Below are 15,598 nucleotides of genomic sequence, written 5' to 3' on the forward strand. Positions count from 1 at the left end.
CGTTGGAGTCTTCATCAGAAGGGGGCGTCGCGGTCGTAGGGTGCGGCGGGGAGTCGGGCGTAGGCGGTGGAGGGGACGAATTGCACGCCGGCGACGGGTTTGTCGGTGTAGCGGCGTCGGGTGGGGCTGGTCCATTCGAGGACGCCGTCGCCGAGTTGTCGGACCCGCCAGGCGGTGGCGTGTTTGAGGGTGTGGTGTCGGCGGCAGAGGTGGGCGAGGTTGTCGTCGGTGGTCTCGCCGCCGAGGGCGCGGTCGATGGTGTGGTCGATGTCGGATCGTCGGGGTCGGTGCGGGCAGCCGGGGAACCGGCAGCGTTGGTCGCGGGCGCGGAGGAAGCGTTTGAGTGCGGCGGTGGGCCGGTATCGGTCGACCGCCATGGGCAGTCCGCTGTGCGGGTGGTACATGACGCGGTCCCAGCCGGGTGCGCCGGCGGCGAGGGCGCGGGCGGTGTCGGTGTCGATCGGGCCGTAGCCGGCGAGCAGGGCGGGTTCGTTGCTGCGGCCGGCGGCGGTCAGCACCGGGACGGTGATGTGCACTTCGGCGCGGATCGCGGCCAGCGTGTCGCCGTCGCCGTGCCCGGTGGGTGCGCCGGTGAGGACCAGGTCGGCGAAGATGTCGGCACGCAGCTCGTCCAGCGACCGGGTCTCGCCCTGCGGGCCGGTGGTCAGCTGCGCCGCGTCTGGCATTCCCGGCTGGACGGGGTGGCCGGGGAGGGTCGGCGTCCGCTCCGCGATGTGATCCGGCCCGCCCGCATCGGCGGCGTCCTCCGCCGTGCTCGCACCCGAGGCCTCCCGCGCGTCGGGCGGTGCCGCCTCCTCCGCCCGCGCCGCGGCCGCTGCAGCGGCTGTTTCGGCGGCTGTTTCGGCGGCGGTTTCGGCTTGCGTGCGGGCGGCGTCGCGTTCCGCCTGGGCCATCTGGGTGAGCCGGTCGTGGATGGCGTGGGCGAGCACGGCGGGCAGGTCGGCGAGCAGTCGTGCCATGCCGTCGTCGAGGTCGACCACCCGGATGCGGCGCTGCCCGGCCGCCCGGGTGCGCAGCTCCTCGGCCAGGTCGGGATCGATGCGGCCGGCGACCACCCGCGCGATCGCGCGCAGCCGGTGCGGGGTCTCGAACCCGGCCGCCTCCAGCACGATCCGCTCGTACTGCTCCCGCAGCACCGGGTCGGCGATCACCGCGCCGGCGTCGACGATCGCCGACGCGTGGGCCAGGTCGATGCGCCCCTGCGCCAATGCGTCGAACGTGGCGGCGAACGAGTCCCGCAGCGTGCTGGCCGCCGACATCCGCGCCTGCACGGTGCGGTCGCTGAGCCGCATCGCGGCACCCAGCTCCGCCGAGATCTCCCGCAGCGGCAGATCATGCGGACCCTTGCGGCCCTTGTCTGTGCGCGCCTGCTCCCGGGCGCGGACGATGTCGACGGCATCGGTGAGCAGCCGCGCCTCCGCCGCCTGCAACCGGGCGATCTGCGCCCGCGTGGCCTGCACCTCGGCGACCACCCGCTCCAGCGCACCCCAGGTCGCGTCCCCACTGTCGACTGGCTGGCCCATGATGCTCCCGCTGCACAGCACCCCGAACGGGTGCGACGGAAGACCGAACGAAGTGGGCACGAGCTCGATCTCTTACCCCAACCCTAGAACCACCCACCGACATCGCCGCGGCCGCCCCAGACAGGCAGCCCGATCGTCTGGGCGCACCCCGGCAAACTCGGGGGCCGGGGCAGCTTGCGCCGCCCCGGCCCCTCGCAACACCCCGGCCCGCCCTCACGGCCGCGGGACGCGGCATCCGTTCATGCCTTCCGCATGTACGCACGCACCGTGAGCGGCGCGAAGACGGCCACGATGACGGCCGCGCCCAGCAGTGCGGTGAAGACGTCTGCCGTCACCGTCCCCTCGTTGACGAGGCCACGCACCGCGGTCACGAGGTGCGAGACGGGGTTGGCCTCGACGAACCACTGCAGCCACTCGGGCATGGTCTCGGCCGGCACGAATGCGTTCGAGAGGAATGTCAGCGGGAAGAGGATGAGCATCGAGATGCCCTGCACGCTCGACGCGGTGCGGGCGATCACGCCGAAGAAGGCGAAGATCCAGCTCATCGCCCACGAGCACGCGATGACGAGCAGGCCCGCGGCCACGACCCCGGCGAGCCCGCCGCCCGGACGGAAGCCCATGATGAAGCCCATCGTGAACGTGAGCGTCGTGGCGATCGTGTAGCGCAGGGTGTCGGCCAGCAGCGCCCCCGACAACGGCGCGATGCGCGCGATCGGCAGCGAGCGGAAGCGGTCGAACACGCCCTTGTCCATGTCTTCGCGCAGCTGAACGCCCGTGACGACCGAGGTCGTGATCACCGTCTGCACGAGGATGCCCGGGATGATGATCGGCAGGTAGTTCTGCACATCACCGGCGATCGCGCCGCCGAAGATGTACGTGAACATCAGCGTGAAGATGATGGGCTGCACCGTCACGTCGATGAGCTGCTCGGGCGTGCGCCGGATCCTCAGGATGCCGCGCCACGCCATGGTGAGCGTGTTGCGGGCGGTCAGCCCGAGCGTCGAGCGATTCGAGAGGTCGCGGTCGGCTACCGGGGTGATGCGTGTCGCGATGGCGGTCATGCGCGCACTCCTTCCAATTCGTCGGCCGTGGCGTGGGCGGCCTCGTCGTCTTCCGGCACGCCCTTGCCGGTGAGGGTGAGGAACACCTCGTCGAGCGTCGGCTGCTGCACGCTGAGCTCGTCGAGGTACAGCTCCGACTCGCGGAATGCCACCAGCAGGTCGGCGACGCGGTCGGGGTCGCTCATGGGAACGGTGAGGCGCGCGGCCTCTGGAGACACGATGGCCGTCACGCCGAGCACGCGCGAGATCTCGCGCTGCGCCTCGGCGATGTCGGAGCCGGCGCGCAGCCTCAGCAGCAGCGAGGCCTGACCGACCGACGCCTTGAGCTCGAGCGCCGTGCCCTCCGCGACCACGGTTCCGCGGTCGATCACGGCGATCCGGTCGGCGAGCTGGTCGGCCTCGTCGAGGTACTGGGTGGTGAGGAGCACCGTTGACCCGGTGGCGACGAGCCGACGGATGGTGTCCCACATCTGCCCGCGGGTGCGGGGGTCCAGGCCCGTGGTCGGCTCGTCGAGGAAGATGAGCGGAGGCTGCGCGATGAGGGATGCTGCGAGGTCGAGGCGGCGGCGCATACCGCCGGAGAACTTCGCCAGGGGCCGGGTGGCGGCCTCGGTGAGCGAGAACTCCTCGAGGAGTTCGGCGGCCTTGCGCTTCGCGTCGATGCGCGACAGACCGAGCAGGCGACCGAAGATGACGAGGTTCTCGGTGGCCGAGAGGGTCTCGTCGACCGACGCGAACTGGCCGGTCAGGCCGATGAGCTGGCGAACGACGTGCGGCTCGCGCACGACGTCGTAGCCGAAGATCTCGGCCCTGCCGGCGTCGGGGCGCAGCAGCGTCGCCAGCATGCTGATGGTGGTGGTCTTGCCGGCACCGTTGGGGCCGAGCACACCGTAGACGGTGCCCGCCTCGACGGTCAGATCGACGCCGTCGACCGCGCGGTTGGCGCCGAAGGTCTTCACGAGCCCTTCGGCACGGACCGCGGGGATGCGGGATGCGGAACTGGTGATGGTCATGGGATTCGCCTTTCGACGCCATCCAGAGTGCGCCGCACGTGCTGTCACCGTCCTGTCGTGCGGGCGTCGCCGCTGTCGCCGCACTGTCACGGCGCTGTCATGGCGACGGGGGACGGATGCTGCGGGCCGGCGCAGGCACGGCTGCGAAGACGGCGGCGAAGGACGCCGCCGTCGCGATCGGCGGCTGACCTCCCTTCCCACCGCCCCGGCTACTGCAGCACGCGGCCGCTCAGGGCAAGGGTGAGCCGTCGCGGCATCACGCGCACCGCCCACGCCGCGACGGCGTTGGCGCGGCCGGAGACGACGCTCGGCGGAACGTCGTCGCGATCGAGCCGGCGGAGGGTCAGCTCCACGACCTGCGCCGGCGTCTGGAAGCGCCCCACGGCCGCGTCGGCACCGGTGATGTCGAAGAACTCGGTCCTCGTCGCACCCGGGCTCACCGCGATCACGCCGAGCCCCGAGCCCTTCGTCTCGTACGCGAGCGCCTCGGTGAAGCTCAGCACGAACGCCTTCGTCGCCCCGTACACCGCCATGTTGGGGCACGGCTGGTACGCGCCGGTACTCGCGATGCCCACGAGCGCCCCTCGCCCGTCGGCGATCATCTCCGGAAGCACCTCGCGCGTGATGGCGACGAGCGCGGCCACGTTGACCTGCACCATCTCGCCGATCCGCGCCGCGTCGGCCTCGGCGAACGCACCTTTCATGCCGAAGCCGGCGTTATTGACGAGCGTCTGCACCCGCAGCCCTCGCTCGTCGAGTTCCCGCCGCAACGCGGCCGCGGAGTCGGGCCGGGTGAGGTCGAGGGCGATCGGCGTCGCCCGAATCCCGTGGTCGCGGGTGAGCCGGTCGGCCAGATCGCGCAGCCGGTCCTCACGGCGGGCGACGAGCACCACGTCGGCGCCGCGGGCGGCGAGCTGCGTCGCGTACTCGACGCCGAGTCCGGCGCTGGCGCCGGTGATGAGCGCGGTCGTCCCGCGGTAGTCCCTGGTCATGAGAGCCAATGTAGACACTGACAGCATTGTTGTCAACGCCAACATCACACTAAGGTGGGACCGTGACGGAGCGCACCTACCACCACGGCAATCTGCGGGCGGCGCTGCTCGAGCGAGCGTGGGACGTCGTCGACGAGGAGGGGGCCGACGGCCTCTCGCTACGCCAGCTCGCGCGCGACGTGGGTGTCAGCCACGGGGCATCCGCCCGCCACTTCCGCGACAAGGCCGCCCTGCTCGACGCTCTCGCCGCCCTGGGGTTCGCACGCATGAACGCGGCACTGACAGATGCCTCGACCCGGCCCGGACCCTTCTCGGAACGATTCGCGGCAGCCGGTCGGGCGTACATCGGCTTCGCGGTGTCGCATCCGGCGGTGCTGGCCGTCATGTACTCCGCCAAGCACCACCCGGAGGCGTCGGAAGAACTCCGCACGCTCAGCCATGTCGGGATGACAGGGCTGGTCTCCCTCGTCGCGGAGGGGCAGGAAGCCGGGGAGGTCCGCGCCGGCCCGCCGGAACGCCATGCACTCGTCGCGTTCGCATCGGTGCACGGCGTCGCGACGCTCGCGACCGACGACCTGCTGAACGGCGTGCCGTGGGAGACCGCGGCCGACGCGGTCATCGACTTCGTGCGCAGCGGCCTCCAGCCGTAGACCCGGAGTGCGGGCGAGTTCAGGCAGAACGACAGCGACGGATGCCTCGACCCGGCCGGGTCGAGGCATCCGCCGTTCCTCACCGCTGCGACGCGCGCGTCACTGCAGGGCGATGGCGTCGATCACCGTCTCCTTGAAGACGCCGCCGGCGGCGTCCCAGGCCTCCGACTTCAGCGCGATCTTCGTCGTGCCCTTCGGCGGGGTGATGGTGGCGGAGTACGCGCCGGCGGACCCGCTTACGGCGACGGCGGTCCACGTCTTGCCGGTGTCGTACGACGCCCACAGCTTCAAGCCCTGAATCGCGGACCCCGTCGAGCCGTCCTGGTGCGAGACGACGGGCTTGAGCACGACCTTCTTGCCCGACGCGACGTTCAGGCCCGTGAGGTCCTGCACGCCGTAGTCGAGCTGCAGCAGCGGCAGGATCGTCGCGGCATCCGCCGTGCCGCTCGTGAAGGTCCACTCCGTCGATACCTTGGTCGACTGCGTCCACCAGCGCTCGTACCGGCTGGTCCCGAAGGCGAGGCGGTACGTGTGCTCCTCCGCAGGCGCCTGCAGCCATCCGGAGGGGTACTCGCTCGTGGCAATCAACACGTCGTCCTGCCACAGCTCGAACCAGCTGTCGGTGCCCCCGTCAGGACCGTCCGTGTTCGGATGCCCCTCGCCGTCGACGCGGTACGGCAGGTTGACCCCGAGTGTGTCGCCGTCGCGGTACACGGATGCCTGCCACGGGCTCGCCGGAGCGGGCAGCAGACCGCCGTGCACCACCTGGCCGAGCAGCGTCTGCGTGCCGGTCTCGCCGGGCGCGTAGAAGCGCTCCTCCCCACGGAACCGGGTCGGGAAGACCGTCGCGTCGCCGCCGCCCGCGTACGCCTCGGCGTCGTGCTGGTAGAGCACGTCAGGGTCGGCGTAGTAGTGGATCGTGCGGTCGACGATCGGCTCGTCGGTCCAGCGGACGAACCCGATGTAGGTCGCAGGCGTCCGGACCATGTGCCACTCCTGCAGCGAGCTGCCGGCGACCTGCCCCCGCATCTCGCTCTCGACCGTCGCCGTATTGGCCGAGTCGAGACGGTAGGCCAGCGAAGACGGGATGCCCTGCTCGACCTTGCCGAACACGTAGTCGTACGGCGCGTACGGGTGTCCCGTGCCGGTGACCTTGGCCCCCTTCTTGCCCGACGCGAGCGCGACGACCTCGAGCCCCTTCGCACGCGAGAGCGTGAGGGTCGGCAGCACCTTGTCGGGGAACTCGCCCATCGCCCGGAAGTCGATCTCCTCCCAGTAGGGTCCGTCGGTCGCCCCGTAGGCGATCAGGGCGAGAGCCCCGGCGTCCTTGGCGGCCTCGGCCTGCGCGTTGAGAAGCAGGATCCTGGGGTCGCCCGCGGGGGCGGGGTGAGCCTCGACGAGCGCGATCTTGCCCGTGACGTCGGCCTCCGCGAGCTCAGCAGGCGTGCCCGCACCGGCGTCGACGATCGCCGCGCTGACCTTGCCGGTGAGCTCGGGCGACGTCACGCCGTAGCGCAGCTCCTCGGAGAGGTCGATGGACGCCGACCCCGCGGACACCTTCACGTCGAGTTCGGGAGCCCCCAGCATCCAGCTCTCCCCGAGGGTCTCCTCGCCTTCGAGCTCACCCTGCGCGAGCATGTACACGGCATCCGGAAGGCCTCCTTGGCTGATGATCGCGCTGTTCGCCGTCGTCTGCCGCACGGGGCCCCACCGACCGGGCAGGGTGCGCGCGAGCACCTGCTCGTAGTTGGTCACCTGTGCCTTCTTCTCGGTGTCGACCGTGACCGGCAGCGCCCGCGTCCCGTCGATCTCGACCGGGTACTCGCCGAGTTCGGGCAGGTCGACGTCGAGCGTGAAGAGCGTCGTGCCGGAGATGAGCGCGGCGCCCGGCCGGTTGTTGATGAGGGTGCCGAGGATCGCGTAGCGGCCGAGCGGGAGGCGCACATCCGCCTTGCCACCTTTGATCTGCACGAACTTCTCGTACGACGGGTCGTCGATGCCGTAGAACGTCGCGATGCTCGCCGACTCGACGGGCAGCCCGTCGGGCTGTGTCGCGGTGAGGTGCACTGTTGCCATGTTGGGCTCGATCTGGAAGCCGATAACCGTGCGCACGGCGGAGAATCCGGCGCCGGCCGCCGTCACGGTCCCCGTGTAGAAGTCGGGGTCGTCGGCGTGCGGGTCGATCGTCACGTCAACGGATGCCGTGCCGTGCGCGGGCACCGTGAGGGTGTCGGCCGAGAGGCTCAGGAGACCAGCGGGCGCCTGCTGCCCGTCGGGCCCGGATACCGCGGGCACGAGGTGCAGCGTCAGGTCGGTGTCTCCCGTGTTGGTGTACGTGAGGGTCTTGGTGCGCGGCTCCTGCGTCGCCCGCGGCGACATGAAAACACCGAACGACAGTGACGCCGGGTCCGCGTACAGCGGCTGGCCGAGCGCGGTTGGGATCATGACCTTGCCGGCGCCTTCGCGCCAGATGTCGCCGTACGTCGGCACGGCCGTTCCCATGAGGACGGCCTTCAGCGCTTCGCCGTCGAGGTCGGGCCGGGCAGACTTGAGGATCGCTGCCGCACCCGCGACGGCGGGGGCTGCCATCGAGGTGCCGCCGTTGACGAAGTAGAGCTGGTCCGCGGGGATCTCGGGCATCGTGCCCGCGGCGCGGGCCGCGAGGATCTCGGCGCCGGGCGCGGTGATGTCGGGCTTGACGCCGGCGTCACCGAACCGAGGCCCACGAGACGAGAACGTCGCGATGCCGTCCCACTGGTTGAGCGCACCGACGGTGAGCGCGGACTGCGCCGTGCCGGGGGTGGTGACGGTGGTCGCACCGTGCTCGCCGTCGTTGCCCGCGGCGATCACGACGAGCGTGTCGTACCGCTCCGAGATGGAGTCGACCGCGAGCGAGCCGGGGTCGGTGCCGTCGGTGTACTCACCCTGGATGCCGAGGCTCATGTTGATGACGTCGGCGCCCTGCTGGGCGGCCCACTCCATCGCGTCGATGATCCACGACGTCGCGCCTTCGTTGTGCGCGTTGATGACGCGCGCGTTGAGGAGCTTCGCACCGTACGCGATGCCGCGGTTGTCGCCGCCGGAAGCCTCGCCTGAGCCCGCGACGATCGATGCGACGTGCGTTCCGTGGCCGAATTCATCCTTGGGGCTTCCGGAACCCGTGAAGTCCTTCTCGGCGATGACGATCCCCTCGTCGAGGTCGGGATGCGTCGTGTCGATGCCCGAGTCCAGCACCGCGATGACGGTGCCGGTTCCGTTCAGACCCGCCTCCCACGCGGCGGGCGCGCCGATCTGCGGGGCAGACGTGAGGTCGGCGCCCGTCACGGGCGAGTCGAGCCACACCTTCTCGACGGCGTCGCCCTCCGCGAGCTCTTCGACGAGCGCGGGCGCGCCCTCGGCGGGCACCTCACCCGAGACGGCATCGATGGACTCGAGGGTGCGGTCGGCGTCGACGTCGAGTGCCTTCCACTGGGCGGCGGATGCCTTGGCATCCGCGTCGTCCGCGGGCTTCACGATGACGGGGACGCCGCTGCCTCCGATGGAGGCCAGTGTCTTGACGTCGAACAGGTTGAGGTCGAGCTCGCCGGGGACGAGCGCCGCGACATCCGACGGGATCACGTAGTAGTGGTCCTCGTCGCCGTAGGCGGAGTAGCTCACGGGCACGTTCGAGGCCCGGGGCGCGGGCGTGAACTCGACGACCGGCTTTCCGGACGCGTCCTCGTGCAGTGCGACCTTGTCGCCCGTGATCAGGGTGACGGGCGCGGACGGCGGCGTCGATACCCACCCCGAGGTCGCCGGGGGTGCGGGGGTGGCGGGTGCTGCTGCGGCGGCGGCGGGCGCTGTCACCGCCGTCGCCGCTGCGATGACCCCGGCGGCGACGATGGCGCCGCTCTTTCTGGCTCTGTACCTCACATGTGCTCCTGTGCTTGCGGGAGCCAGCGGCGCGGCAGACCGTGGTGTTTCGTGGGGACCGGATGCCGAAGATCGCCGTCAGCATCCATGCCGATCGATGCGTCGACTCAAACAGCGGTGGGAGCGCTCCCGCAAGGGTCCCGCGCGGAAATTTACATGGACGGAAAGCGTTGTCACAGGCCCGGAGCCGGCGAAATATGTTGTGATCAGCCACTTACCGATCGGCAGCGTATACGATCCCTGAGCGAGGTCACAGAGTCGTTACACGCCCGACATGGCAGCGATGCGGGTAGCCCTCAGCCCGGGCGCGCGTCATCCCGCCCGCGACAGCAGCCGGAACGACGGATGCCTCGACCCGGCCGGGTCGAGGCATCCGTTCTCCTGCGGGTCAGGCGCCCTTCAGGCGCTCCGCGAGGTACGCGTGCAGACCCTCGAGCGGGACGCGCTCCTGGCCCATCGTGTCGCGGTCGCGCACGGTCACGGCTCGGTCGTCGAGCGAGTCGAAGTCGACCGTCACGCAGAAGGGCGTGCCGATCTCGTCCTGGCGACGATAGCGGCGGCCGATGGCGCCGGCGTCGTCGAAGTCGATGTTCCAGTCGCCACGCAGGGTCTCGGCGACCTCGCGGGCGATCGGGGAGAGCTGCTCGTTGCGCGACAGCGGGAGCACCGCGACCTTGACCGGGGCCAGACGCGGATCGAGCTTGAGCACCGTTCGGGTGTCGGTGCCGCCCTTCGCGTTCGGGGCCTCCTCCTCGTGGTACGCGTCGACGAGGAACGCCATCATCGCGCGGGTGAGGCCGAACGACGGCTCGATGACGTAGGGGATGTACTTCTCGCCCGAGGCCTGGTCGAAGTAGGTCAGCGACTGACCCGATGCCTCGGAGTGCGAACCGAGGTCGTAATCGGTGCGGTTGGCGACGCCCATGAGCTCGCCCCACTCCTTGCCGGCGAAGCCGAAGCGGTACTCGACGTCGATCGTGCCGTCGGAGTAGTGGGCGCGGTCCTCTTCGGGCACGTCGAACCGGCGCATGTTGTCGGGGTCGATGCCGAGGCCGACGAACCAGTCCCAGCACTCGTCCACCCAGTGCTCGAACCACTCCTGCGCCTCGGCCGGCGGCACGAAGTACTCGATCTCCATCTGCTCGAACTCGCGCGTGCGGAAGATGAAGTTTCCGGGAGTGATCTCGTTGCGGAACGCCTTGCCGACCTGGCCGATGCCGAACGGCGGCTTCTTGCGGCTCGCGGTGAGCACGTTCGAGAAGTTCACGAAGATGCCCTGCGCCGTCTCAGGACGCAGGTAGTACAGGCCGCTCTCGTCGTCGACGACGCCGAGGTAGGTCTTCACGAGGCCCGAGAACGCCTTGGGCTCCGTGTACTGCCCCTTGGTGCCGCAGTTCGGGCACGGGACGTCCGCGAGACCGTTCTCGGCCTTGCGCCCCTTGCGGGCCTCGAAGTCCTCGATGAGGTTGTCGGCACGGAAGCGCTTGTGGCAGTGCAGGCACTCGACCAGCGGGTCGGTGAACGTCGCGACGTGGCCGGAGGCCTCCCACACGCGCTTGGGCAGGATGATCGACGAGTCGAGCCCCACCATGTCGCCGCGGCCGCGCACGAACGTCTGCCACCACTGGCGGCGGATGTTCTCCTTGAGCTCGGTGCCGAGGGGGCCGTAATCCCATGCCGATCGGGACCCGCCGTAGATCTCACCCGCTTGGAACACGAACCCGCGATGACGGGCGAGGGCGATGACTTTGTCGAGGCGAGACTGCTCGGCCACGGTGGCTCCAATGGTCGGGAGGGGGATGCACGAGGGTGCGAGAGGCCGCTGAACGCGGCATCCGTCGATTCTAGTCGTCGCGCGCAGCCGGCCCGGTGTCGCCATCCGCCCGCTCGAACGCGCGGTCCCACTCCTGCAGCTCCTTGCGGCGGCCGATGAGGCCGTCGAGCGACACCTGGAAGTGCAGGCCACGCCGGGCGTTGACCTGCTTGATGTTCTCGAGGAGCTCCGTCGAGAACGAGGTCAGCGCGGTGCGCACCTCGCGGACGCGGTCCACCGGGTCGTCCCACAGATCGGGGTGCTGCAGGATGTCGAGGAGGTAGTCGCGGTCGAGCGCCGCGGTGAGCTTCCGCAGCGTCTCGCCGTACTCCACGGCGGCCGTCGCCCGCTGGCCCTCGTCGCCCTTGCGGTCGAGGCGGTCGAAGAGCTCGGTGGTGTTGTTCGCGACGGTCACGATCTCGCCCGCCACTTCGGTGGCGTCGTGGTTTCCGGATGCTCCGGCCGCCGCGTACTCGCCGCTCAGAGCGCGCAGCCGCCCGACGAGCGGGCGCACGGTGTCGGGAAGCGGTGCGTGATGACCGGACGCACCGTGGCGCCGCCGCCGCAGCACCGCCCACAGCGCACCGCCGGCGGCAACCAGCACCACGAGACCCAGCACGCCGCCGACCACCAGACCGCCGTCCACCCCACCACCCTGGCTCGCCTCGGCGGGGGTCGCGGCGACCACCCCGTCGACGGTCTGCAGGATCGCGTCCTCGAGCGAGTCGGCGGAGTCCTCGGCCTCGTTCGCGATGCGCAGGGCCTCGCCGGTCTCCAGCACGCGCGAACCCGCGGAGAGGTCGTCGCCGACCGCGACGATGATCGTCTGGTATCCAGGGAGCCCCGCGAGCTCCGTCACGATGTCCCCGCCCGTCGCCTCGAGCGCCGCGTTGTCGGAGAACACCGCGACCGCGATCGACTCGTCGGTCACCTGCTGCTCCAACGTCTGCCGCAGGGCGTCGGCGCCCTGCACCTCGTCCGACACGTAGACGTTGTTCTGCGCGAGCGCCTCCTCGGCCTCGTCGACGTAGACGCCGGAGCCGTCGGCGGCGAGGGTGTGCAGCATCCGTCCGCCGTTCAGAAGTTGTTGATGACGGACGCGAAGACGAGGTCGATCTTCGCCGCGTCGGACGCGTCGAACCATTGGCCGCCGGTCGCCTCGGCGATGCGCTGGAGGGCGCCGGTGTCGGCGCCTTCGCCGTACGCGATCGGGAAGATGCGCACCGGTGCGTCGTCGCCGCCCTCCTTCGAAGAGGCGCCGATCTTCGCGACGAGCGAGTCGAGCGAGATCTCGGAGTCGGTGTCCTGGCCGTCCGACAGCAGCACGATCGCGTTGATGCGACCGGGCTGAGCCCGCGCGACCATCTCGTCGTATGCCGCGGCGACCGCGTCGTACAGCGGGGTGCCGTCGCGGTGAGCGAAGCGCAGGTCATCGAGCGAGGCGTCGACGGACTCCTTGTCGGATGCGAGGGGTTCGACGCCCCGCAGCACGACGATGTTCTCACCCGCGTCCGACTCGACGCCGGTCGTGAACGCCCAGACGCCCACCTCGTCGGACGCGCGGAAGTGCCCGAGCGTGGCCTGCGCCCCTTCGATCGCGCCGTCGAGCTTCGAGCGACCGTCGCCGATCGCCTCGTCCATCGAGCCCGAGATGTCGATCACCTCGAGCACCGACGAGGGCTTGCGGATCTGTGTCCACTGGTCGATCGCGGCCGACACCACGTCGACGGCCGGCTTGGGCAGCGTCACGGCGGGCCCCGCCGGATCGACCCCGTACTCCGCCCTGAACAGGTCGCCCAGCGGCACCGAGGCGTCCAGCGGACGGAAGCCGTAGTCGGGGAGGATCTCCTGCGCCGCGTCGGTCTGGAGGAACGCGGCGAACGCCGCACCGGCCTCGGCCTGCTCGGGCGTCACCCAGTCGGCGCCGAGCACCGTGATCGGGTTGTCGGACCACATCGATCCGCCCGACGGGTACACCGCGACGAGCTTCTCCTTCGGCGGGGTCAGCGTCTCGCCCGGCTGCACGGTGTGAGAGTCGGGGTTGCCCTGGTTGTAGTTGAGCAGCGACGTCTCCTCCAGCGCCACCGCCGAGACGTAACCCGAGCCGCCGGCGCCGTTCTGCGTCTCGTCGTAGAGGCGCGTCAGCACCTTGCCCGTCGTATCGCCGTAGTGGATCACGCACTCCTCGAACACCCGCGAGAACTCCGCCGCGGCGGCGACGTCTTCGGCGGTGAGATCGGCGGTCTTGCCGGATGCCTCGTACGACTGCATCAGGATGGCCGAGAGCCCCGTCGTCGAGGTGTTGGGGTTCGTCTTCGAGATCTTGAACGAGCCCCACAGCGGCTTGCCCACGCTCGCCCAGCCGTCGGGATCCTGGCAGAGCGCCTCGAAATCGGCGATGCCGATCTCGGCACCGGGCCAGCCCAGCGCCTTCGCCATCGTCTCGGGAACGCCGAACACGACCGGCGTGTGCGTGAACGATTCGGGTTCGCCGACGAGGGAAGCGGATGCTGCGGCCGCCACCCGATCGGTCCAGACCGTCGACGCGGGTGACCACATCGTGGGCCAGCGCCGGGTGTCGTCGTCGGGCCAGTCTCCGCCCGCGGTGAGGAAGCGGGTCGCATCGCCGGAGGACACGTTGATCGGACGCACCGTCGCGCACTCGGCGAGCTGCTCGTGCTGGGAGGACTCCTTGAAGGCGTCGGCCAGCGCGTCGAGCATGTTGACCTTCTCGGAGGAGGTCGCGACGACCACGCTCGTGCAGCCGTCGTCGGCGAAGTCGCCGTCAGCCGTTCCTTCGACCTCGGAGTCGGCGCCGAAACAGCCGGTGAGGGCGATCGCGGAGGCCACCAGCAGCACTCCGCCGGCGCGCAGACGCGGTCGGAACCGGGCGAGGGGCGAGGTGTCGGCGGACGAGCGCCGGCTTCGTGCGGGCATGGCAGAAGCCTACGGCTCAGCCGTCGGCACGCACAGACGCCGGGTACCTTCCCGAGCGGGAGATCACGCGGGGCGCAGAGCGTCGCGCCCCAGCTCTGCGATCGAGGTGTGTCCCGACAGACCGAGCGTGATGTCGAGCTCGGCCAGCACGTTGCGCACCACCTCCCGCACGCCGGCTTCGCCCGCGATGCCGAGGCCGTAGGAGTATGGGCGCCCGAGGGCGACCGCGGTCGCACCGAGCGCGAGCGCGATGAACAGGTGGGACCCTTGCCGCACGCCGGAATCGAAGACGATCGGCACCCGCCCGCCGACGCGCTCGGCGATCGTCGGCAGCACCTCGAGGGTCGGCACGGACTGGTCGATCTGACGCCCGCCATGGTTCGAGATCCAGATCCCGTCGACCCCGGCGTCGAGCGCGCGGATCGCGTCGTCGGGGTGCACGATGCCCTTCAGGATGATCGGCAGCGACGTCCACTGCCGGGCCTTCGCGAGGTCGCCCCATGTCAGCGAGGGCGTCGAGAACACGTCGAGGAACGTCTCCACCGCGGCACGCGGCAGCGGCGAGCGCAGGTTCTCGTGCACGCTCGTCGTGCCCGTGACGGCCGCGCCCTTGCGCGCGATCCGCACCCCCGCGGCCACCGCTTTCGGGGTGATCTTGAGCGGCGGCGGGGCGTCGGCGGCAGCATCCGTCCCCCGGGACCGCTCGCGCACCAGCTGCTGGAACACGGGGTCGCTCGTGTACTGCGCGATGCCCATCGCGCGCGTGAAGGGCAGGTAGGCCAGGTCGAGATCGCGCGTGCGCCAGCCGAGCAGGTGGGTGTCGAGCGTCACGACGACGGCTTCGCATCCGGATGCCTCGGCCCGGCCGAGCAGCGACGCGTTGAGCTCGTCGGACGCCGACCAGTAGAGCTGGAACAGCCGCGCGCCGTCGGGCGCGGCATCCCGAACGTCCTCCATCGGGAAGGACGCCTGATTCGAGAGCGTGTACGGGACGCCGAGGGAGGCCGCCGCCCGCGCAACCGCGAGGTCGGCCTCGGCGTGTGCCATCTCCATGACTCCGAGCGGGGCGAGCAGAAGCGGGGTCGGCCGCCGCGCGCCGAGGAAGTCGATCGACAGGTCGCGCGACGACACATCCCGCAGCGGCCGCGGCCACACCTGCCAGCGGCCGAACGCCGCTCGGTTCGCGGCGACGGTGCGCTCGGCGCCCGCTCCCCCGGCGACGTACGCGAACGCCTCGGCGCTCAGCGCCTTGCGCGCCGCGGCCTCGAGGGCGTCGGTGTCGACGGGGACGCGAGGCCGGATGCCGCTGATGCCGGCGCGGTAGATGTCGGACTGCGCCCGGCGCGAGATGCCGCGCGACGCGGCGGCGGGATCGTCGGGGGCGGCGCTTCGCTGAGCCATGCCCGCCAGCCTACGCAGAACGACGGCACGTCGAACCCGCCGCCGACACGGTCCGTATACGCATCGGCGACGGGGGTTGGGAAAGCGTTCGCCGGGAACCCTAGAGCACCGTGCGGCATCGGCGCAAGGTGTGCAGGTCAACTCGTAAAAACGTTTCACGAAGTTCTTGCCTCGCGACTCGGTGCCATGTCAGACTGCGATCGATCGAGCACGGGAAACGCTTTCCATGCTCTCGACAACAAAACCCGGACCGCGGCACCAGCGCGGTCCATCAC

10 protein-coding genes are annotated in these 15,598 nt (G+C 70.5%); 1 reads left to right on the forward strand and 9 read right to left on the reverse strand.

Annotated features, from left to right (window positions below; genetic code table 11):
- Positions 1 to 14 precede the first annotated feature (14 nt).
- From JNB61_RS05640 to JNB61_RS05655, 4 genes are all read right to left on the reverse strand, one after another.
- Positions 15 to 1,604: an HNH endonuclease gene (locus JNB61_RS05640; protein ID WP_220338995.1), complete on the reverse strand. Its 1,590-nt coding sequence runs from the start codon at positions 1,602 to 1,604 to the stop codon at positions 15 to 17.
- A gap of 179 nt (positions 1,605 to 1,783) precedes the next feature.
- A complete protein-coding gene (locus JNB61_RS05645; protein WP_220338996.1) occupies positions 1,784 to 2,605 on the reverse strand; it encodes an ABC transporter permease in 822 nt (273 codons plus the stop codon).
- Complete coding sequence (locus JNB61_RS05650; protein ID WP_220338997.1) at positions 2,602 to 3,618, reverse strand: ATP-binding cassette domain-containing protein; 1,017 nt, start codon at positions 3,616 to 3,618, stop codon at positions 2,602 to 2,604. The genes JNB61_RS05645 and JNB61_RS05650 overlap by 4 nt, the downstream gene beginning before the upstream one ends.
- Before the next feature lie 209 nt (positions 3,619 to 3,827).
- A complete protein-coding gene (locus JNB61_RS05655; RefSeq protein ID WP_220288841.1) occupies positions 3,828 to 4,610 on the reverse strand; it encodes an SDR family NAD(P)-dependent oxidoreductase in 783 nt (260 codons plus the stop codon).
- Positions 4,611 to 4,672: 62 nt separating this feature from the next.
- Here JNB61_RS05655 and JNB61_RS05660 point away from each other — a divergent pair, with 62 nt between their 5' ends.
- Positions 4,673 to 5,260 (forward strand): TetR/AcrR family transcriptional regulator, encoded by a 588-nt coding sequence (locus JNB61_RS05660; protein ID WP_220288840.1) that lies wholly within the window; start codon positions 4,673 to 4,675, stop codon positions 5,258 to 5,260.
- A 99-nt stretch (positions 5,261 to 5,359) separates the two neighbouring features.
- Here the strand turns inward: JNB61_RS05660 and JNB61_RS05665 are convergent, their stop codons facing one another.
- The 5 genes from JNB61_RS05665 to JNB61_RS05685 all read right to left on the reverse strand — a co-directional run bounded on the left by JNB61_RS05665 (position 5,360) and on the right by JNB61_RS05685 (position 15,323).
- The gene (locus JNB61_RS05665) at positions 5,360 to 9,172 is read right to left on the reverse strand and encodes a S8 family serine peptidase (protein ID WP_220338998.1); all 3,813 of its coding nucleotides are present in this window, start codon (positions 9,170 to 9,172) and stop codon (positions 5,360 to 5,362) included.
- 388 nt (positions 9,173 to 9,560) lie between these two features.
- On the reverse strand, positions 9,561 to 10,946 hold the full coding sequence (locus JNB61_RS05670) for a glycine--tRNA ligase (RefSeq protein WP_220288838.1): 1,386 nt from the start codon (positions 10,944 to 10,946) through the stop codon (positions 9,561 to 9,563).
- A 70-nt stretch (positions 10,947 to 11,016) separates the two neighbouring features.
- Positions 11,017 to 12,051 (reverse strand): hypothetical protein, encoded by a 1,035-nt coding sequence (locus JNB61_RS05675; protein ID WP_220338999.1) that lies wholly within the window; start codon positions 12,049 to 12,051, stop codon positions 11,017 to 11,019.
- Between the two features lie 11 nt (positions 12,052 to 12,062).
- Positions 12,063 to 13,922: a vWA domain-containing protein gene (locus tag JNB61_RS05680; protein ID WP_223214641.1), complete on the reverse strand. Its 1,860-nt coding sequence runs from the start codon at positions 13,920 to 13,922 to the stop codon at positions 12,063 to 12,065.
- A gap of 63 nt (positions 13,923 to 13,985) precedes the next feature.
- Complete coding sequence (locus JNB61_RS05685) at positions 13,986 to 15,323, reverse strand: alpha-hydroxy-acid oxidizing protein (protein WP_220339000.1); 1,338 nt, start codon at positions 15,321 to 15,323, stop codon at positions 13,986 to 13,988.
- Positions 15,324 to 15,598: the final 275 nt, after the last annotated feature.

It is taken from the genome of Microbacterium ureisolvens (genome assembly GCF_019511645.1).
GTDB classification, from domain to species: Bacteria; Actinomycetota; Actinomycetes; order Actinomycetales; family Microbacteriaceae; genus Microbacterium; species Microbacterium ureisolvens_A.

Coding starts and splice junctions, on each gene's coding strand:
- JNB61_RS05645 (WP_220338996.1), bottom strand. CDS start 2,605: ATGACCGCCATCGCGACACGCATCACCCCGGTAGCCGACCGCGACCTC.
- JNB61_RS05650 (WP_220338997.1), bottom strand. CDS start 3,618: ATGACCATCACCAGTTCCGCATCCCGCATCCCCGCGGTCCGTGCCGAA.
- JNB61_RS05655 (WP_220288841.1), bottom strand. CDS start 4,610: ATGACCAGGGACTACCGCGGGACGACCGCGCTCATCACCGGCGCCAGC.
- JNB61_RS05675 (WP_220338999.1), bottom strand. CDS start 12,051: ATGCTGCACACCCTCGCCGCCGACGGCTCCGGCGTCTACGTCGACGAG.
- JNB61_RS05680 (WP_223214641.1), bottom strand. CDS start 13,922: ATGCCCGCACGAAGCCGGCGCTCGTCCGCCGACACCTCGCCCCTCGCC.
- JNB61_RS05685 (WP_220339000.1), bottom strand. CDS start 15,323: ATGGCTCAGCGAAGCGCCGCCCCCGACGATCCCGCCGCCGCGTCGCGC.